This window comes from Antarctobacter heliothermus (assembly GCF_900188425.1).
Taxonomy (GTDB): Bacteria; Pseudomonadota; Alphaproteobacteria; order Rhodobacterales; family Rhodobacteraceae; genus Antarctobacter; species Antarctobacter heliothermus.
The window spans coordinates 33,625-48,912 of sequence record NZ_FZON01000040.1; the positions used below are offsets into that span (position 1 = coordinate 33,625).

A 15,288-nucleotide genomic window follows, 5' to 3' on the forward strand; every position below is an offset into this window, starting at 1 on the left:
GGATGAGCAATTTTCCTACCCCGCGCGGACGGTTGACCCCGGACCGCCCGCTGAACGATCTGACATGGCTGCGCGTGGGCGGGCCTGCGGATTGGCTGTTTCAACCTGCCGATCTGGACGATTTGCGCGGGTTTCTGGAGGAGTTGCCCCGCGATGTGCCGGTGTTCCCGATGGGCGTCGGGTCCAACCTGATTGTGCGCGATGGCGGTATTCGGGCCTGCGTGATCCGGTTGGGGCGCGGGTTCAACGGCATCTCGGTGGATGGCGTTCGGGTGACGGCGGGGGCGGCGGCGCTGGATGCGCATGTGGCCAAGCGTTCGGCAGAGGCGGGTGTTGATCTGACGTTTTTGCGCACCATTCCGGGCAGCATCGGCGGCGCGGTGCGGATGAACGCGGGCTGTTATGGCACCTATGTGGCGGATCATCTGGTCGAGGTGCGCGCGGTGACGCGGGGCGGCGATCTGGTGGTGATCCCGGCGGCGGAGTTGTCGTTACAGTACCGGCAAAGCGCGTTGCCAGAGGGCTGGGTGCTGGTGGAGGCGGTGTTTGAGGGTGTGCCGGGCGACCCGGAGGCGTTGGCCGCGCGGATGGATGCGCAATTGAAGAAGCGCGATGAGACGCAGCCGACCAAGGACCGCACCGCAGGCAGCACGTTCCGCAACCCTGCCGGGTTTTCCTCAACCGGGCAGGCGGATGACGTCCATGACCTGAAGGCGTGGAAGGTGATTGATGAGGCCGGGATGCGCGGCGCCGTGCAGGGCGGCGCGCAGATGTCGCCCAAGCATTCGAATTTTCTGGTGAACACCGGGGGCGCCACGGCGGCGGACCTCGAAGGGCTGGGCGAATCGGTGCGAAAAAAGGTTTTCCAACACAGCGGAATAGAGCTACACTGGGAAATCATGCGGGTCGGTGAACCGGACCGCGGCTAGGGCCACTGGTACGACAATAAAAACAGGGTCCGGCAACCACAGGCGGTTGTACAACAGATGGCGGCAGTGACCGCGCAAGACTTTGCGACAGGGTGTTGAGCCCCTGCGCGATCCATGGGGGTGTTTCCCCTTGGGACCGAATGGGGGCACGGCCCTCTGAATAAGAATGGGGGCACGGCCCTCTGAATAAGAATGGGGGCACGGCCCTCTGAATAAGAATGGGGGCACGGCCCCCGGGCAGTTGAGGCAGATTTGGGAATGTCGAGCAGGACAATCCCGAAAGTGGTGGTGTTAAAAGGTGGTCCCTCGTCCGAGCGCGAGGTCTCGCTTGTTTCCGGTCGGGAATGCGCCGCCGCTTTGAGGGGCGAAGGATACGAGGTGATCGAACTGGACGCGGGCCCCGATGTGGCCGAGCGGCTGGCAGAGATTGCCCCGGACGTGGTTTTCAACGCATTGCACGGGCGCTGGGGCGAGGACGGCTGTATCCAGGGGATGCTGGAGTGGCTGCGCATCCCGTATACGCATTCCGGGGTTCTGGCCTCGGCGCTGGCGATGGACAAGGAAAAGACCAAGGACGTGTACCGCGCCGCCGGACTGCCGGTGGCCGAGAGCCTGCTGGCGCGGGCCGATGAGGTGCGCGCGCGTCATGTGATGGCGCCGCCCTATGTGGTGAAACCCTACAATGAGGGATCGTCGGTCGGCGTCTATCTGGTGGATGAGGCGGCCAACGGGCCGCCGCAGCTGGATGCCGCGATGCCAGAGGTGGTCATGGTCGAGGCCTTTGTGCCGGGGCGAGAGTTGACCACAACCGTGATGGGCGACCGGGCATTGGGTGTGACGGATATCGTCACCGACGGCTGGTACGATTACGACGCGAAATACAAGACCGGCGGGTCGCGGCATGTCTGCCCCGCCGAGGTGCCGCAGAAGATCACCGACGCCTGTCTGGATTACGCCCTGCGCGCCCATAAGGCGCTGGGGTGCCGGGGCGTGTCGCGGACCGATTTCCGCTGGGATGAGGGCAGGGGCCTCGACGGGCTGATCCTGCTGGAGACAAACACCCAGCCGGGCATGACGCCGACCTCTCTGTCACCGGAACACGGTGCGTTGGTGGGGCTGAGTTTTGGCCAGTTCTGTGACTGGATGGTGAAGGATGCCTCATGCGACAGGTAGAGGCGCAGGCCGCCAATGACGATCCGCAGATGGCGCGGCTGGACCCGCGCGCATCCAAGCTGAAATACCGGCTGGAACGGCTGATGCTGACGCCGTTCTTTCGCTTTGCCCTGCGGGTGTTGCTGCCGTTTGGTCTGTGCTTTGGCGCGGGGGCGGCGTGGTTTGCAGTAGATGAAAACCGCGAGGCCTTTCACCTGATGCTGAGCGAAGTGCGCGCCACGGTGGAAAACCGGCCCGAATTTCAGGTCCGCATGATGGCGATTGACGGCGCGGCACCGGAGGTGGCGGTTGCGATCCGGGCCAATCTGTCGATCGACTTTCCCAAAAGCTCTTTCGATCTGGACCTTGAGCAGATGCAGCGCACAGTGACGGCACTGGACGCGGTCAAGACGGCAGAGCTGCGGGTGCGGCAGGGCGGCGTGTTGCAGGTGGACGTGGTTGAGCGCAGGCCTGTCGTGCTGTGGCGGACCGCCGAGGGGTTGCACCTGCTGGACGACGAAGGGATCTTTGTCGGTCCGGCCGCGTCACGCGGGGCCTTTGCCGCGCTGCCGGTGGTGGCGGGCGACGCGGCGGAACTGGCGGTGGACGAGGCGCTGCGGCTGTACGCGCTGACCGGGCCGGTGCGGGCGCGGCTGCGCGGGTTTGAACGGATCGGCGCGCGGCGCTGGGACGTGGTGCTGGACCGGGGTCAACGGATCATGCTGCCCGAGGCGGGCGCGGAACGGGCGCTGGAACAGGCCATCGGCATGGCGCTGACGCCGGGGCTGGACCTGCTGGCGCGCGACCTGACGGTGGTCGACCTGCGCCTGCCGCGCAGACCAACAATACGAATGACCGAGGACGCCACGCAGCAGATGTGGCGGATCAAGGCGATTGAGGCTGGTAGGGAAGTGGTGCGATGATCGAGCTTTACGAGTCCCAAAGGGCGATGCGGAACATGCGGCGCGCAGCGATGCAGCGCGGCGTGGTGGCCATTCTGGATGTAGGGTCGTCCAAGGTGGCCTGTCTGGTGCTGCGCTTTGACGGCACCGACCCGTCCGATGAGGGCATCGGGTCGCTGGCGGGGCAGTCGGGATTCCGGGTGATCGGGGCCGCGACAACGCGGTCGCGCGGGGTGCGCCACGGCGAGGTCCACGACATGGGCGCCACCGAACGGTCGATCCGCACAGCGGTGCAGGCGGCGCAAAAGATGGCCGGTATCCGGGTCGATCACGTCATTGCCGCCTTTTCCGGGGCCGAGCCGCGCTCTTACGGGTTGGCGGGCAAATCCGAGGTGCTGGGCACCACGGTGGATGAGCAGGACGTGGCGCGGGTGCTGTCGGCCTGTGATGTGCCGGACTTTGGCTATGGCCGCGAGGTCCTGCACGCGCAGCCGGTGAATTTTGTGCTGGACCACCGCTCGGGCCTGATTGATCCGCGCGGGCAGATCGGCAATGAGCTGGGCTGTGACATGCACATGCTGACGGTCGAAGGGCAGGCGATCCAGAACCTGGCCCATTGCATCAAACGCTGTGATCTGGAATTGGCCGGGCTGGCCTCATCCGGCTATGTCAGCGGTGTGTCTGCGCTGGTCGAGGACGAACAGGAACTGGGGTCGGCCTGTATCGACATGGGCGGCGGTGCCACGGGCCTGTCGATCTTTATCAAGAAACACATGATCTACGCCGACAGCGTGCGCATGGGCGGCGATCACGTCACCCGCGACATCTCGAAGGGGCTGAAGGTCTCGATGGCGACGGCGGAGCGGATCAAGACATTCTACGGCGGACTGGTGGCCACCGGCATCGACGACCGCGAGATGATCGAGATCGGCGGCGATTCCGGCGACTGGGAACACGACCGCCGCACCGTCAGCCGCGCCGAACTGATCGGCATCATGCGTCCGCGCGTCGAGGAGATCCTCGAAGAGGTGCGGATGCGGCTGGATGCGGCGGGCTTTGACCATTTGCCGTCGCAACAGATCGTATTGACCGGAGGAGCGTCGCAGATCCCCGGTCTGGATGGATTGGCGTCCAAGATCCTCGGCCAGCAGGTACGCCTTGGCCGCCCGCTGCGCGTCCACGGGTTGCCGCAGGCGGCGACGGGGCCGGGATTTGCCACCGCCGTCGGTCTGTGCCTGTTCGCGGCGCATCCGCAGGACGAATGGTGGGACTTTGAGATCCCGGTGGACCGGCTGCCGGCGCGCTCGTTGAAGCGCGCGGTGCAGTGGTTTCGCGAGAACTGGTAAGGCGTGATCGGTTCCTGCCTGGCAGGCCCGAAAAATCGCTGTAGAGGATCACTTCCGGGGCTGACGGGCTGGTAAGGCTCTGTTAGGTTATACACAAATCCGTCCACAGAGGCGGGGCTACGGGACGTCGGGCAGACTCCCTCAAATTGTCAGTCGAACCATAGCGCGCCACGAGTGTTCGTGGCGTGGCTTTAGTGGTCTGTTCTGGGCAATCCACCGTATCTGGGCGTGTGGGCGAAATGCGGCCAATGCATGCCGCGAATTTGCCACATTTGGTAGATTTCACGCGTTTTTCGCGTGACGGACCGGGCGTCTATCGGTAGGATTCAAGGGAACGGGCCGCGCACAGGCCTGAAACCGGAATAAAAAACAGGCGGACGACAACATGGCACTGAATCTTTCGATGCCCGGACAGGACGAGCTGAGACCCCGGATCACGGTCTTTGGCGTGGGCGGCGCGGGCGGCAATGCCGTCAACAACATGATCGAGAAAAACCTTGAGGGCGTCGATTTTGTCGTCGCCAATACCGACGCTCAGGCGTTGGCCCAAAGCATGTCGCAAAGCCGCGTGCAGCTGGGTGTCAAGGTGACCGAGGGTCTGGGTGCCGGGGCGCGCGCCAGCGTGGGTGCCGCCGCCGCCGAGGAAAGCATCGAACAGATCGTCGACCATCTGGCCGGCGCACACATGTGTTTCATCACCGCAGGTATGGGGGGCGGCACCGGGACAGGGGCGGCCCCGATCATCGCGCAAGCGGCGCGTGAACTGGGTGTGCTGACCGTTGGCGTGGTGACCAAGCCCTTTCAGTTCGAGGGCGCCAAGCGGATGAAGCAGGCCGAGGCCGGTGTCGAAAGCCTGCAAAAGGTTGTCGATACGCTGATCATCATCCCGAACCAGAACCTGTTCCGCCTTGCGAACGAAAAGACCACCTTTACCGAGGCGTTCAGCCTTGCGGATGACGTGCTGTATCAGGGCGTCAAAGGGGTGACGGATCTGATGGTCCGTCCGGGTCTGATCAACCTCGACTTTGCCGACGTGCGCGCGGTGATGGACGAGATGGGCAAGGCCATGATGGGCACAGGCGAGGGCGAGGGCGAGGATCGCGCGGTTCAGGCCGCCGAAAAGGCCATCGCCAACCCACTGCTGGACGAAATCAGCCTCAAGGGTGCACGCGGTGTGTTGATCAACATCACCGGCGGCAACGACCTGACGCTGTTCGAACTGGACGAAGCGGCCAACCGCATCCGCGAAGAAGTGGACGCAGAGGCGAACATCATCGTCGGCAGCACGCTGGACGATAGCATGGCAGGCCGGATGCGTGTGTCCGTCGTCGCCACCGGCATCGACGCCCGCGACAACACCGGGGATGTCCCGGTGCCGCGCCGTCCGCTGTCCAAGCCGCTGGGCAACCTGGCAAACACCTCCACGCCCGCCCCGGCCCCTGCGCCGCAGCCCGCGCCGGAACCGGTAGCCGCCCGCGCCGCCGAGGCAGAGCCCGAGCCGTCGCTGTTCGGTCAGATGGACGAGGTCGCACAGGCCGATCCGGTGATCTCGCGCGAGTATGACGAGGTGATCGAGGATGAGCGCGCCGACGACGGCCTGCCGCCGCCGGTCTACCGCGCCCATGTGGCCGAGTTCCGCCCCGCCCCGGACACGATCGAGGCGGACCCGCAGGACTTTGTCGCACCGCGCGCACCCGCTCCTGGCACGCCCAGCCCGGCCACGCTGGACCGGCTGAAGGCCGCCGCCGCGCGGACCCGCGAAGAAACGCAGGCCGCCGCTGCCGCACCGCAGGCTGCCCCCGCAGCCCCGGCAGAGGAACGCTCGCGCTTTAGCGTCAACTCGCTGATCGGGCGGATGACCGGCCATAGCGAGCATCAGGCCGCACCGCAGGCCCGCCGCGCGCAGCCGCCGGTGCAGGCGCATCGCCCGGCCCCGATCCATGATCAGGAGCCCGAAGCCGAGGACGACCGGATCGAAATCCCGGCCTTCCTGCGCCGTCAGGCCAACTGAGCCGGAGTTACCCACAGGCGGACGGGCCGAACCCGAGCGCCTGACCTAGTCGACCTCGTGAGAGCGCCCTCTGCCTTGGCAGGGGGCGTTTTCCTGTTTCGGGGCGGGAAACAAAGGTGTTCACAAAACGCAACATTGCTGCAAAAAACACCCTGTTCCGCTGGTTCGAAGGTGTCAAGTCGCGCGTGGGGTGTCCCGTGGATAATGCAGTAACCACAAGGAGTTACGGCATGACCTTCGGGTGTGTGGCGGGGTTTCGCCGACCGCTTGCAGGGGATGTTTCACACCGTTGCAATCTTTGATTTGAGGCGCGGGTGAGGCTTCGCTAGGTCCAATGTCAAAGCCGCGTCCAGGTTGGGGGGACGTGTGCAACTCAGGGGCAGCCTCGTGCAGACCACTCTTCGTTCGCCGATCACATTCACAGGTGTTGGACTTCATTCCGGCGCGCCAGCGCGCCTGACCATCCGTCCGGCCAGCGCCGATTATGGCATCTGGTTCAAACGCACCGACATCGCGCTTGGCGACACGATGGTTCCGGCCCGGTGGGACGCTGTCGATGCGTCGCCGCTGTGTACCCGGATCGTGAACCGCGCGGGCACCTCTGTATCCACGGTCGAACATGTCATGGCGGCGCTGTCGGGCTGCGGTGTCCACAACGCATTGATCGAGATCGACGGACCCGAGGCCCCCATCCTCGACGGGTCGTCGGTTCCGTTTGTGCGTGGCATTCTGGCCCGTGGCCTGCGCCAACTTGCAACGCCGATCCGCGCGATCGAGGTTCTCGCCCCGGTCGAGATCCGCACCGACATGGGGTGGGCGCGTCTGTCTCCGGCGGAGATGGGGCAGGGGCTGACCATGCAATTCCATATCGCTTTTGCCGATGCGGCGATTGGCGAACAGACCAAAACGCTGAACCTTGCGAATGGCGCCTTTGTGCGCGAACTGTGCGACAGCCGCACGTTCTGTCGCGCGTCGGATGTAGAGGCGATGCATGCGGCGGGCAAGGCGCTGGGCGGCACCTATGAAAACGCGGTTGTGGTTGACGGCGACAAGGTCCTGTCCCCCGGCGGGTTGCGCCATTCGGATGAGGCCGTGCGCCACAAGATGCTGGATGCGCTGGGCGATCTCGCGTTGGCCGGTGCGCCGATCATTGGCCATTATGAGGGCCACAAGGCCGGTCACGCCATGACAAATGGCCTGCTGCGGGCGCTGTTTGACAGGCCCGGTGCCTACCGTGTGGTCCAGTGTGATGTGGACCAAGCTGCGCGCCTTCCCGGCTCCGGTGTCGAACGGCATGAGATTCCGGCCGTGGCCTGAGCGCCCCAGTGGGCGGCATGGCGCGCATTATTCGGTCCACAAGACATTTTGCACCGGAATTTTCTGTGCTAGACCGCTCCCAATGGCAGCCGCTCAAGGCGGTGCCGCACGAAGTAGAGGACGATCGGGCATGACTGGGGGCGGATCGCGGAAACTTGGGGTCGTGGCGGTGGCACTTGTGCTGTCGCTGGCGGGCTGTGGTGAATTGCAGCGCAAAGAAGTGGGCCCGGGTGGCGTGCCGCTGGAAAGCTTTACCGCCAAGCAGATCTTTGAACGCGGCGAATATGAACTGTCGCGCAAGGACGAGAAGGACGCAGCCTTTTACTTTGGTGAGGTTGAGCGGCTGTATCCCTATTCGGAATGGGCCAAACGTGCATTGATCATGCAGGCCTATGCCTATCACGAAGATACGGACTATGAGAACGCGCGCTCTGCGGCGCAGCGGTACATCGATTTCTATCCCGCCGAAGACGACGCCGCCTATGCGCAATATCTGCTGGCGCTGTCCTACTATGACCAGATCGAACTGGTGGGCCGCGACCAGGGGCTGACGTTCCAGGCCTTGCAGGCGCTGCGCACGGTGATCGAACGCTATCCCGACAGCGAATACGCACGGTCCTCGATCCTGAAATTCGACCTGGCCTTTGACCATCTGGCGGCCAAGGAAATGGAAGTCGGGCGCTATTATCTGAAACGGTCGCACTACGGTGCTGCGATCAGCCGATTCCGCGTGGTGGTCGAGGATTTCCAGACCACGACCCACACGCCGGAGGCGCTGTATCGTCTGATCGAGTCCTATCTCTCGCTTGGTCTTCTGAACGAGGCGCAGACTGCCGGGGCCATCCTTGGCTACAATTACCAGTCGACCGACTGGTACGAGGACGGGTTCAAGCTGTTGACCAAGCAGGGGCTGAAGCCCACTGTTCTTGGCGACAACTGGCTGTCGGCGATCTATCGTCAGATGATCAAGGGCGAGTGGTTGTAAGGAGCGGCGGACCACAGGTCTGCCCGACGGCGAACCATGCTGCGCGCGCTTGAAATACGGGACATGTTGATCATCGAGCGGCTGGAACTGGAGTTCCAGCCGGGGCTGAACGTGTTGACCGGGGAAACCGGGGCCGGAAAGTCGATCCTGCTGGATTCGCTGGGCTTTGTGCTGGGCTGGCGCGGGCGCGCGGAACTGGTGCGTTCTGGTGCCGAGCAGGGCGAGGTTGTGGCCGAATTTGAGCTGCCCCAGGGTCATGCGGCTTTTGCGGTGCTGGAAGAGGCGGGGCTGCCCGCGTCGGATGAGCTGATCCTGCGGCGGGTGAACACCAAGGACGGGCGCAAGACCGGTTGGGTCAATGACCGCCGCGTGTCTGGTGAGGTGCTGCGGCGCCTGTCGGAAACCTTGGTCGAGTTGCACGGCCAGCATGATGATCGCGGCTTGCTGGACCCCAAGGGGCATCGCGCGATCCTTGATCTATATGCGGATGCGGCCCCGGCCATTGCCGGGGTGCGCACGGCGTGGCGGGCGATGGGCGCGGCGCGCAAGGCGCTGGATGCGGCACAAGCGGCGCTGGAGGCGGTGCGCGCCGAAGAAGAGTTCCTGCGTCATGCGGTGGCTGAGCTGGAAAAGCTTGGTCCGGTCGAGGGAGAAGAGGCAGAGCTGGACGCCCGCCGCCGCTCCATGCAAGCGGCTGAAAAGATCCGCGATGACATCGGGCAAGCCTCCAGTGCGCTGGGGTATGACGGGGCCGAAGGGGCCATGTCGAACGCTCTGCGCTGGCTGGACGGGGCGGCAGAAAAGGCGGGCGGACTGTTGGATGCGCCCATCGGGGCGTTGACGCGGGCGATGGCGGAACTGGATGAGGCCGCGCGCGGCGTGGCCGATTGCCTTGATGCGCTGGAGTTCAACCCGGCAGACCTGGACGATACCGAAGAACGGCTTTTTGCGATCCGGGGTTTGGCGCGCAAACATCAGGTGATGCCGGACGCCCTGCCGGGATTGGCGGCAGAGCTGTCGGACCGGCTGGCGGCACTGGACGCGGGCGAGGCGCGGATTGGCGGGCTGCGCGCTGATCTGAAGGCGGCAGAGGCGGGCTATGATGCGGCGGCCACGGCACTCAGCGCGCGGCGGCGCGAGGCGGCGGGGCGGCTGGACGTGGCGGTGGCGGGCGAATTGGCCCCGCTCAAGATGGAACGGGCGGTGTTTCACACCGCTGTCACCGAGGCCCCGGCGGGACCGGAGGGGCGCGACACCGTCGCCTTTACCGTAGCGACCAACCCCGGCGCGCCCGCAGGGGCGCTGAACAAGATCGCCTCTGGCGGCGAGCTGTCGCGGTTCCTGCTGGCGCTCAAGGTCTGCCTGACAGAGGCGCAGGGGCGCGGGGCGACGATGATCTTTGATGAGATCGACCGGGGTGTTGGCGGGGCCACGGCGGATGCGGTGGGCCGCAGGCTCAAGGCGCTGTCCGAGGGCGGGCAGGTGCTGGTCGTGACCCATTCGCCGCAGGTGGCGGCGCTGGGCGGGCATCACTGGCGGGTGTCCAAACGGGTCGAGGGCGAGAAGACGCTGTCCGAAGTGCTGCCGCTGGCGGTGGGCGACCGCGAGGATGAGATTGCGCGGATGCTGTCCGGCGACGTGGTCACAAAAGAGGCCCGCGCGGCGGCGCGGGCGTTGTTGAAAGCGTGAATCGCAAGGCTGGAGCGCGTCAGGTGGCGTGCTCCGCCGGGCGGGACACGGCCAGCAGACCGATCCCACAAAGCAGCAAGGCAGTCCCGGACGCAACGGTGCGCAGCGTGTTGAACACTTGCCAGCGGGGCGAATACGCCTGCCAGAGGGCCTGCGCCTGAGCCAGATCCTGCGGCACCTCCAGCGCGCCAAGCGCGCGGTTCATCGGCACATTCACCGCCATTGTCAGCACCATGCCGCCAAGGCCATAGACCAGCGCCGCCGCCGCAAAGGCAAGGGCTGCGGGGCTGTTGCGGACCCCGAGACTGAGACAGGCGGCCAGCGCGCAGACCAGCGGCGTGCCAAAGAACGCCGGGGCAAAGACCGCGTTGCGGACGCTTTCGTTCATGGCCTGCATGGCGGCGATGGCAATGCGCGGATCAAGCGTATCCAGCCCCCATATGGTCGAACAGATCCAGGCATAGAAGAAGCCAAAGATCGCGCCTGTGAACAGCAGAGCGGCAAGGCTGGTGGGCACCAAGAACCGTTGCATCGGCTCACACCGGCAGTCTGCGCGCCGTGAGGCGGGCGAGGGGATAGGACAGGATTGTTTTCAAGGCCGTGATGAGCGCGTGGCGTCGGGCGCGGCGTGAGGCCTGTGTCTGCTGTCTGTGGCGGTCGTGTGTGTCGCAGTATTCGAAAAAGGCAGGGGTCATTGGTGGCTCTCCGGTTAAAAGCGTACACCTATGTACGCCTTGAGCAAATGCGTACATAGGTGTACGCCTTGCGTCAAGGGAGATATGCCATGCGACCAGAGAACCGGACAGAACGCGAAGCACAGATTGCCGAGGCGGCCTACGCGGTGTTGGCGGAAAAGGGCTTTGGCGGGTTGTCGATGCTGGCGGTGGCAAAGCGGGCCAAGGCCTCGAACGAGACGATGTATCGGTGGTACGGTGACAAGACCGGGCTGTTTCGGGCCTTGATCCAACGCAATGCGGCGCAGGTCACCGAACGGTTGGAGGCCTTGCCACCGGACGCAACATCATTGGACGATCTGGGCGCGCTGCTGTTGGATATGCTGCTGAGCGACCGCGCCGTGGCGTTGAACCGTGCGGCGGCGGCGGACCCCAGCAACAGCCTGGGAGCGGTGCTGGCCGAGGCCGGGCGGGGCACGGTCTTTCCCCGGCTTGTGGCGGTTTTTGAACACCTGTGCGCCGCGGGCGAGGTGACCGGGCCGCCCGAGGCCGCAGCCGCGCTATGGGTGGATCTGTTGGTGGGCGATTGGCAGCTGCGCTGCGTGACCGGGGCGATGAGCCCGCCGGGGCCAGAGGCGCGGGGTGCGCGGGTCCGGCGCGCGTCGCGGGGTGTGTTGACCGCCCGCTAGGCGGATGGACCTGCGGCCGCCCCGACTGCCGGGGCTGCGCCCGTCAGCGGCCCGCCCTCCGGCCACATCCGGCAGAAGCGCCTAGTTGCCGGGCACCAGTTTGCCGGGGTTCATCAGGTTTTGCGGGTCCAGCGCGGTTTTCACGCTGCCCATGACCTGCCAGGCGTCGCCGTGTTCGGCCTGCATGAAGGGCAGCTTGCCATAGCCGACGCCGTGTTCGCCGGTGCAGGTGCCCCCCAGTTGAATGGCGCGGGTGGCCATGCGCGCGGCCAGATCCTTGGCCTTGTTCAGTTCGGCGGGCTGGTCGGGGTCGATCAGCAGGATGGCGTGAAAGTTGCCGTCGCCCACATGGCCGAGGATCGGGCCGGGCAGGCCGCTGGCAGCGATGTCGGCCTGTGTCGCCTCGACCGCCTGCGCCAGACGCGAGATCGGCACGCAGATGTCAGTCACAACCGCACGGGCGCCGGGGCGCGAGGCCAGGATGGCGTAGTAACCGTTATGACGCATGGCCCAGAGCGCGCGGCGTTCCTCTTCGCGGGCGGACCAGCGGAAGGCGCTGCCGCCGTGGTCTGCGACGATCTCGGCAAAGCGTTCGGCGTCCTGTTCGGTGCTTTGCGGGCTGCCATGAAATTCGATCATCAGGTGCGGCGCCTCTGCCATGTCGGTGCCGGCATAGGCGTTGAAGGCGCGCGCCGTCTGGGCGCAGGCAAATTCGATCCGGGCAAGGGGGATGCCCATCTGGATCGTCTCCATCACGCAGGCGGTGGCCGCGTTCATGTCAGGAAAGGCGCAGATGCCAGCGCTGACTGCCTCTGGCTGGCCGTGCAGGCGCAGGGTCAGTTCTGTCACCAGACCCAGCGTCCCCTCAGAGCCGACCATGAGCGCGGTCAGGTCATAGCCCGCAGCACTTTTGCGGGCGCGGGTGCCTGTGCGGATCACCCGACCGTCGGCCAGCACCACCTCCAGCCCCATGACGTTGTCGCGCATCGAGCCATAGCGCACGGTTGTGGTGCCAGAGGCGCGGGTCATCGCCATGCCTCCCAGCGAGGCATTGGCGCCGGGATCGACCGGAAAGAACAGGCCGGTGGCGCGCAGCTCCTCATTCAAGGCCTCACGCGTGACGCCGGGTTGAACGGTTACATCCATGTCGGCTGGGCGGATTTCCAGCACCCTGTTCATGTGCCGGAAATCCACCGACACGCCGCCGCGCAGGGCCTGACCGTGGCCTTCGAGCGAGGTACCCGCGCCCCAACCGATCATCGGCACGTCGGCCCTGGCGCAGATTTTTACGATGTCGCGCACCTCTGCCGTGGTACGCGGATAGACCACGGCCTGTGGCGGCGTGGTGGGAAAATAGGATTCCGATGCGCCATGCGCGTCGAGATCGCTCTTGGACAGGCTGACGCGTTCGCCTAGGAGGGTTTTGAGATCATCGATCGCCTGCGCGATGGGCATTGGGGGGACTCCGGCATTTTGCTCGGGCTACCTTAACCAGCGCGCGCGTCGCGGGAAAGCCACGGGATTTGGGGAGGCGGGATTGTCCAGCCTGCTGCGAGAGCAACTGCACAGCGTCAAGGCGGCCTGCGGGCAGGGCTGGGATATGTTGCGGCATCGAGGGCCGGGGCAGATCCAGTTCTGGTTCATTGCGCTGGGGGTCGGGATTGCCTCTGGTCTTGCGGCGATTGCCTTTCGCGGCGCGGTCGAGTGGTTGCAGACGCTGGTCTACGGCACGCCGGACGTCAACACGCTGCATTCCTTTGCCGAGCATCTGCCGTGGATCTGGGTGCTGGTGATCCCGGTGCTGGGCGGGATTGCTGTGGGGATCATCCTGCATGTGGCCACGCCGGACGGGCGTGTGCGGGCCGTGGCCGACGTGATCGAAGGCGCGGCGCTGAACGACGGGCGGGTGGAAAAGAAGGCGGGGATCGCCTCGGCTCTGTGTTCGTGGATCACCCTGTCGACCGGCGGATCGACGGGCCGGGAGGGGCCGGTGGTGCATATCGCCGCCATGGCCTCAAGCTGGGTGGCCAACGCGCTGAAGGTGGACGGGATCACCGGGCGCGATCTGCTGGGCTGTGCTGTGGCGGCGGCGGTCTCGGCCAGCTTCAACGCGCCGATTGCCGGGGCGTTGTTCGCGCTGGAGGTCATCCTGCGACATTTTGCGCTGCACGCCTTTGCGCCGATCGTGGTGGCCAGCGCGGCGGGGACGGTGATCAACCGGCTGGTGTACGGCGATGTCACCGAATTTGTCCTGCCGGGCACAACCACGGTGGAATTTTATCTGGAGCTGCCGGCGTTCTTTATCCTCGGGCTGGTCTGCGGGCTGGTGGCGGTGATCATGATGAACGCGATCTTTTTTGCCGACGACATGGAAACCCGGCTGCAAAAGCGGCTGGGCCTGCCGTATTGGCTGCGCCCGGCGGTGGCGGGGCTGCTGCTGGGCGGGCTGGCGATCCTGTATCCGCATATCATCGGCGTCGGGTATGAGACGACCTCGCGCGCGCTGACCGGCGGGCTGTTGATGCATGAGGCGCTGGTGTTCGCGGTGATCAAGGTAGCGGCGGTGTCGATCACCATGGCCGGGCGCATGGGCGGCGGGATCTTTTCGCCTTCCTTGATGGTGGGGGCGCTGACCGGGCTGACCTTTGGCCATATCGCGACGGGTATCTTTCCCGAGGTGTCTTCGGCCTTTACGCTCTATGCGCTGGCGGGCATGGGCGCGGTGGCGGCGGCGGTGCTGGGCGCGCCGATCTCGACCACGCTGATCGTGTTCGAACTGACAGGGGACTGGCAGACCGGGCTGGCGGTGATGGTGTCGGTGTCAATGTCGACCGCGCTGGCCAGCCGCGTGGTGGACCGGTCGTTCTTTCTGACCCAGTTGAAGCGGCGCAACGTGCATCTGGCAGCGGGGCCGCAGGCCTATCTGCTGGCGATGTTCCGGGTGCAGGGGGTGATGCGCAAACCGACCGACGACAACGCCGCCGACGAGGACGCCTGCCTGCGGATGATCGAGCAGGAACTGTATGTGCTGGCCACTGCGACGCTGGAGACGGCGTTGCCGCGTTTCGACAAATCGGGCGTCGCGTTCCTGCCGGTGGTGACGATGGTCGACGATGCGCCGGTCTTGCAGGGCGCCCTGTTCCACGTCGATGCGTTGAAGGCCTATAACCGGGCGCTGGCGGCGACGGCGAAAGAAGAACACAGGTAACCGGACCGAAAAAAGGCGGGCCACGCATGGCCCGCCCGATGTCCGGACGTGTGTCCGGTGGTGTATCGCGATCACTTGATCCTTGAGATGTTCTTGGCGAGGCAAGCCTGGCGGGCGACGCCGGTGGTCCCGTTACAAGCGGCAACCGCATCGTCAAAGCTGTCAAAGGTCTTGTCGTTTTTCTTGTTATCTTTCTTGACCTTTCGATCAGACAGAAAGCGGCTGCTGGCCCATCCGATCCTGCCGTCAAAGCGCAGCTTGTACCATCCGTCCTGCTTGTAGAGGACATGCGCCTTTGCGCCGTGGGGCATCTTGTCGATGACATTGTAGGACCGTCCCGGCCCGTTGCGCAGGTTCAGGTGGCCGTCACGGGGGGCGTCGATCCA

13 protein-coding genes are annotated in these 15,288 nt (G+C 65.3%); 10 read left to right on the forward strand and 3 right to left on the reverse strand.

The features are described from left to right. Positions 1 to 2: 2 nt before the first annotated feature. The 8 genes from murB (at position 3) to recN (ending at position 10,331) form a co-directional block, all read left to right on the forward strand. Positions 3 to 929 (forward strand): UDP-N-acetylmuramate dehydrogenase, encoded by a 927-nt coding sequence (gene murB / locus CHB90_RS17845; protein ID WP_089279211.1) that lies wholly within the window; start codon positions 3 to 5, stop codon positions 927 to 929. 258 nt (positions 930 to 1,187) lie between these two features. Beyond that, positions 1,188 to 2,102: a D-alanine--D-alanine ligase gene (locus tag CHB90_RS17850; protein ID WP_089279212.1), complete on the forward strand. Its 915-nt coding sequence runs from the start codon at positions 1,188 to 1,190 to the stop codon at positions 2,100 to 2,102. Next, positions 2,090 to 3,004: a cell division protein FtsQ/DivIB gene (locus CHB90_RS17855; RefSeq protein WP_089279213.1), complete on the forward strand. Its 915-nt coding sequence runs from the start codon at positions 2,090 to 2,092 to the stop codon at positions 3,002 to 3,004. The genes CHB90_RS17850 and CHB90_RS17855 overlap by 13 nt, the downstream gene beginning before the upstream one ends. Next, positions 3,001 to 4,329: a cell division protein FtsA gene (ftsA, locus tag CHB90_RS17860; RefSeq protein WP_089279214.1), complete on the forward strand. Its 1,329-nt coding sequence runs from the start codon at positions 3,001 to 3,003 to the stop codon at positions 4,327 to 4,329. Before CHB90_RS17855 ends, ftsA begins: the two co-directional genes overlap by 4 nt. A gap of 385 nt (positions 4,330 to 4,714) precedes the next feature. After that, positions 4,715 to 6,340 carry a cell division protein FtsZ gene (ftsZ, locus tag CHB90_RS17865; RefSeq protein ID WP_089279215.1) on the forward strand — a complete coding sequence of 542 codons (1,626 nt, stop codon included), beginning with the start codon at positions 4,715 to 4,717 and terminating at the stop codon, positions 6,338 to 6,340. A 387-nt stretch (positions 6,341 to 6,727) separates the two neighbouring features. Beyond that, entirely contained in the window at positions 6,728 to 7,657 is a 930-nt protein-coding gene (gene lpxC / locus CHB90_RS17870; protein ID WP_089279216.1) for a UDP-3-O-acyl-N-acetylglucosamine deacetylase, read from the forward strand. A 130-nt stretch (positions 7,658 to 7,787) separates the two neighbouring features. After that, positions 7,788 to 8,642, forward strand: coding sequence for an outer membrane protein assembly factor BamD (locus tag CHB90_RS17875; protein WP_089279217.1), 855 nt, complete (start codon positions 7,788 to 7,790; stop codon positions 8,640 to 8,642). 36 nt (positions 8,643 to 8,678) lie between these two features. Next, positions 8,679 to 10,331 carry a DNA repair protein RecN gene (recN, locus tag CHB90_RS17880; RefSeq protein WP_089279218.1) on the forward strand — a complete coding sequence of 551 codons (1,653 nt, stop codon included), beginning with the start codon at positions 8,679 to 8,681 and terminating at the stop codon, positions 10,329 to 10,331. Positions 10,332 to 10,350: 19 nt separating this feature from the next. Here the strand turns inward: recN and CHB90_RS17885 are convergent, their stop codons facing one another. Continuing rightward, the gene (locus tag CHB90_RS17885; protein WP_089279219.1) at positions 10,351 to 10,863 is read right to left on the reverse strand and encodes an anthrone oxygenase family protein; all 513 of its coding nucleotides are present in this window, start codon (positions 10,861 to 10,863) and stop codon (positions 10,351 to 10,353) included. A 252-nt stretch (positions 10,864 to 11,115) separates the two neighbouring features. On the opposite strand from CHB90_RS17885, the gene CHB90_RS17890 reads away from it, so the two are divergent. Further along, the gene (locus CHB90_RS17890; RefSeq protein ID WP_089279220.1) at positions 11,116 to 11,694 is read left to right on the forward strand and encodes a TetR/AcrR family transcriptional regulator; all 579 of its coding nucleotides are present in this window, start codon (positions 11,116 to 11,118) and stop codon (positions 11,692 to 11,694) included. A gap of 81 nt (positions 11,695 to 11,775) precedes the next feature. On the opposite strand, the gene CHB90_RS17895 is transcribed toward CHB90_RS17890, so the two are convergent. Further along, positions 11,776 to 13,149 carry an FAD-binding oxidoreductase gene (locus tag CHB90_RS17895; RefSeq protein ID WP_089279221.1) on the reverse strand — a complete coding sequence of 458 codons (1,374 nt, stop codon included), beginning with the start codon at positions 13,147 to 13,149 and terminating at the stop codon, positions 11,776 to 11,778. Positions 13,150 to 13,294: 145 nt separating this feature from the next. Between CHB90_RS17895 and CHB90_RS17900 the strand changes: the two genes are divergently transcribed. Beyond that, the gene (locus CHB90_RS17900; RefSeq protein ID WP_089279224.1) at positions 13,295 to 14,902 is read left to right on the forward strand and encodes a chloride channel protein; all 1,608 of its coding nucleotides are present in this window, start codon (positions 13,295 to 13,297) and stop codon (positions 14,900 to 14,902) included. 71 nt (positions 14,903 to 14,973) lie between these two features. Here CHB90_RS17900 and CHB90_RS17905 read toward each other — a convergent pair. After that, a partial coding sequence (locus CHB90_RS17905; RefSeq protein WP_141135918.1) for an SH3 domain-containing protein occupies positions 14,974 to 15,288 on the reverse strand: 315 nt, incomplete at its 5' end.

Bases quoted from the DNA above. Each gene is read 5' to 3' on its own strand.
- murB (WP_089279211.1), top strand. From the start codon at position 3: ATGAGCAATTTTCCTACCCCGCGCGGACGGTTGACCCCGGACCGCCCG.
- CHB90_RS17850 (WP_089279212.1), top strand. From the start codon at position 1,188: ATGTCGAGCAGGACAATCCCGAAAGTGGTGGTGTTAAAAGGTGGTCCC.
- CHB90_RS17855 (WP_089279213.1), top strand. From the start codon at position 2,090: ATGCGACAGGTAGAGGCGCAGGCCGCCAATGACGATCCGCAGATGGCG.
- ftsA (WP_089279214.1), top strand. From the start codon at position 3,001: ATGATCGAGCTTTACGAGTCCCAAAGGGCGATGCGGAACATGCGGCGC.
- ftsZ (WP_089279215.1), top strand. From the start codon at position 4,715: ATGGCACTGAATCTTTCGATGCCCGGACAGGACGAGCTGAGACCCCGG.
- CHB90_RS17875 (WP_089279217.1), top strand. From the start codon at position 7,788: ATGACTGGGGGCGGATCGCGGAAACTTGGGGTCGTGGCGGTGGCACTT.
- recN (WP_089279218.1), top strand. From the start codon at position 8,679: ATGCTGCGCGCGCTTGAAATACGGGACATGTTGATCATCGAGCGGCTG.
- CHB90_RS17885 (WP_089279219.1), bottom strand. From the start codon at position 10,863: ATGCAACGGTTCTTGGTGCCCACCAGCCTTGCCGCTCTGCTGTTCACA.
- CHB90_RS17890 (WP_089279220.1), top strand. From the start codon at position 11,116: ATGCGACCAGAGAACCGGACAGAACGCGAAGCACAGATTGCCGAGGCG.
- CHB90_RS17895 (WP_089279221.1), bottom strand. From the start codon at position 13,149: ATGCCCATCGCGCAGGCGATCGATGATCTCAAAACCCTCCTAGGCGAA.
- CHB90_RS17900 (WP_089279224.1), top strand. From the start codon at position 13,295: ATGTTGCGGCATCGAGGGCCGGGGCAGATCCAGTTCTGGTTCATTGCG.